Annotated in this window: 4 protein-coding genes; 1 reads left to right on the top strand and 3 read right to left on the bottom strand. The window is 46.2% G+C overall.

Going from position 1 to position 2,858, the window contains the following annotated elements; all coding sequences use genetic code 11:
- Window positions 1-122: 122 nt before the first annotated feature.
- On the bottom strand, window positions 123-302 hold the full coding sequence (locus tag KIO97_RS25480) for a hypothetical protein (RefSeq protein ID WP_285384295.1): 180 nt from the start codon (window positions 300-302) through the stop codon (window positions 123-125).
- 450 nt (window positions 303-752) lie between these two features.
- Here KIO97_RS25480 and KIO97_RS25485 point away from each other — a divergent pair, with 450 nt between their 5' ends.
- Window positions 753-1,721, top strand: coding sequence for a TAXI family TRAP transporter solute-binding subunit (locus KIO97_RS25485; RefSeq protein WP_285384296.1), 969 nt, complete (start codon window positions 753-755; stop codon window positions 1,719-1,721).
- Between the two features lie 189 nt (window positions 1,722-1,910).
- On the opposite strand, the gene KIO97_RS25490 is transcribed toward KIO97_RS25485, so the two are convergent.
- Both KIO97_RS25490 and KIO97_RS25495 read right to left on the bottom strand, forming a co-directional pair.
- On the bottom strand, window positions 1,911-2,300 hold the full coding sequence (locus KIO97_RS25490) for a hypothetical protein (protein ID WP_104036994.1): 390 nt from the start codon (window positions 2,298-2,300) through the stop codon (window positions 1,911-1,913).
- The gene (locus KIO97_RS25495) at window positions 2,297-2,539 is read right to left on the bottom strand and encodes a hypothetical protein (RefSeq protein WP_285384297.1); all 243 of its coding nucleotides are present in this window, start codon (window positions 2,537-2,539) and stop codon (window positions 2,297-2,299) included. The genes KIO97_RS25490 and KIO97_RS25495 overlap by 4 nt, the downstream gene beginning before the upstream one ends.
- Window positions 2,540-2,858: the final 319 nt, after the last annotated feature.

The following is a 2,858-nucleotide window of genomic DNA, read 5'->3' on the forward strand; positions in this document are numbered from 1 at the left end:
ATGCAAGAAGCATCACGAGCAGGTCAAAAAGCAAAAGAAGCTTATATTGAGCAGCTTATTGAACGTAAGCGTGAAACGTTTTTCACCGAGCTTAGCCATCAACGGAATCAACCTTTGTCGCATCAAGATAAATCAGCGTGATGGTCAGTAACCTCATCACGCTTGCTAACAACCCATCGAACGATAAAGGCCAAGCTGAGATGCGCCTGATTCATGGTTTCGATAAACAACCACTCACGTGGGGTTACCGACGCATGCCCTGACTTTAAAAGCGTGGCATTCACTTTTTCAATGTTAACCATTAAATCAATCCCCAAAAAAAGAGCCGCCGCAAGCGGCAGCTCAAGGACACATCATCGTGTGATTAAAGCCAAGTAGTGAGTGACTTAGTACAGTTTTCAGCCTGTCGACACAGAGTAACGTTATCTGAGCACAACAGTAAGCACCTGCGTGCATATGCGTGTTTTATTTCACACTTTATCTTTAAAATCGGTGGCACTGCCCTTCTGTCTTTATCGCTGCATGAATGAGACGAGCAGAGCCACCTTGTCTTACGAAAGCACAAGACCCAGCCATCGTATCAAGAGACTGGATGAGCGTCACTTTGATTCTAAAAATCATTTGTTTTCGAGCTCCTCCTCTCTATTAGCGCAGAGTGGGAACTTGTTCGCTATATTTATTAACAATAGGAAACTCCAAAAGTCATTTTTGGTTACTTTCGGAATAACAATGAAGAGAAGGTAGATAAATTCATGGCACTTCACACACTTCTTAAAGCAGGCGTTATCGCCGCTGCCGTGACGAGCGCTGGTAATGTCAACTCTCAAGAGTTTATTACTATCGGTACGGGCTCTGTTACCGGTGTTTATTACCCAGCTGGCGGGGCTATTTGTAAATTGGTGAATAAAGGGCGTAGAGAACACAACATTCGCTGTTCAATAGAGTCAACTGAAGGTTCAATTTACAACGTCAACACTATCCGTGCAGGTGAGCTAGATTTTGGTATCGTGCAATCAGATTGGCAGTACCATGGCTACAACGGCACGAGCAAATTTGCCAAGCAAGGTCCGTACAAAAAACTGCGTACCATGTTCTCTCTTCATACCGAACCTTTTAACATCATCGCACGTGCCGATTCTGGCATCGAGAACCTTCAAGACCTTAAAGGAAAACGTGTCAACATCGGTAACCCTGGCTCTGGTGACCGTGCGACAATGGAGGTCGTGATGGATGCGATGGGCTGGACGAACGGCAGCTTCAAACGTGCATCTGAGCTACGAGACTCTGAGCGCTCACAAGCGCTATGTGACAACAAAATCGACGCGTTCATTTACATGGTTGGTCATCCAAACGACTCAATCAGAGCAGTAACAACGTCTTGTGATGCGAAACTCGTTTCCGCAACCGGACCAGAGATCAACGAGATTGTTGCTGGCAACTCTTACTACACATCCAGTGTAGTACCTTCCGGTATGTACAGTGGTACAGACCAGAACGTAGACAGCTTTGGCGTTGCAGCAACCATGGTAACAACTTCTGATGTTTCAGATGATGTGGCTTACAACGTTGCAAAAGCGGTATTCGAAAACTTCGACACGTTCAAACGCCTACACCCTGCATTTGCAAGATTGAAGAAAGAAGATATGGTAAAAGCGGGCCTCTCGACCCCTCTTCACCCGGGTGCGGAGAAATACTACAAAGAAGTAGGCCTGCTTAAGTAACTGCTGACGTCAAGCTCAGTAAAAAAATGAACCGAGCAAACTCGTGCTATGGATAGCTGACGGCTTAGTTTGAGATCTAAATCAGGGCTTTCTGCAAAGCAGAAATGCCCACCTTAAAGCTGTTGCCAGTTTTACTTGACCACAGCAAAATACTCATTCTTTCGTTTTGTTAGCATTGCAAGAGTTAAGTCAGCATCCATCAGAGATATGATCTGCAAGTACAACAGACTCAAAACTCAAAGAAGCGTTGAGCTCACGAACCAACAACTCAATAAAACCCTGCACATCCACACTGTCCCAGAGATTAATCGTAATGTGTTTCACTCGGCAGGCATCTTGCAAATCACGCCCTGTCGGTATGTGAACCTTAGACACGGTATTGATCGTAATTTCGAATGAGTCCGCACTCAACACATGGATTGACTCATGCGCTCGATAACAATAGTGAGTCAGTGTTTTTCCTGACCATATAGGCATCAGCGCTTGCAGCAGTTCATCAAAGCTGGCTATGTGTGGTGGGCGAAGTCGAAGTGCTTCTGGTCCATAGTAAATATCGTCAAATAAGGATTGATACCTCATCGTTTTTCTCCGTCCTGTTTGCTGTAGGCCTTCATCACCGTGTGATGAGCGACTTGCAATTTTTTCACGCCGTTGTAGATATTGCGCCTGGAGACGCCGGTGATAAACGATGCCAGCTCATAGGTGTGACCATGTTTGATGCGAAGGCGCACCGCTTCGCGCGTTGGCTCTGGAAACTCACGTTTAGAGTAAAGCGACAACAACGCCTCAAGCTGCGTTTCGGTCAGAAACTGTCTCATTCATTTCTCCCGTTTTTTCAATTTTTGAGCTGGCTAGCCGACTCACTTTTTACTCTCTTTCATTTCCACCCTTGTTTTAATGCAGCGATGCGCCGACAAGAACCCCCACCATCAGGCCAAACCCTATCCCCCAACACAGAATTCGTGTGTTGTTGGCATAAAACGCTTTGCGTGTCATTTGCATATCACCTCCTGCTCCAACCTCTGCGTGCTGGCTTCTTTTCCTGCGATAAATCCATCGGCCCATACGTCCGCAGCCACGCCGCGATAAGGGTTACTGAAACAAGATTGCAGGCTCATCGCCGCATCAAATCCTTGC

Source organism: Vibrio sp. B181a, assembly GCF_030248375.1.
In the GTDB taxonomy this organism is placed as follows: domain Bacteria; phylum Pseudomonadota; class Gammaproteobacteria; order Enterobacterales; family Vibrionaceae; genus Vibrio; species Vibrio campbellii.

Coding starts and splice junctions, on each gene's coding strand:
- KIO97_RS25490 (WP_104036994.1), bottom strand. CDS start 2,300: ATGAGGTATCAATCCTTATTTGACGATATTTACTATGGACCAGAAGCA.
- KIO97_RS25485 (WP_285384296.1), top strand. CDS start 753: ATGGCACTTCACACACTTCTTAAAGCAGGCGTTATCGCCGCTGCCGTG.
- KIO97_RS25495 (WP_285384297.1), bottom strand. CDS start 2,539: ATGAGACAGTTTCTGACCGAAACGCAGCTTGAGGCGTTGTTGTCGCTT.
- KIO97_RS25480 (WP_285384295.1), bottom strand. CDS start 302: ATGGTTAACATTGAAAAAGTGAATGCCACGCTTTTAAAGTCAGGGCAT.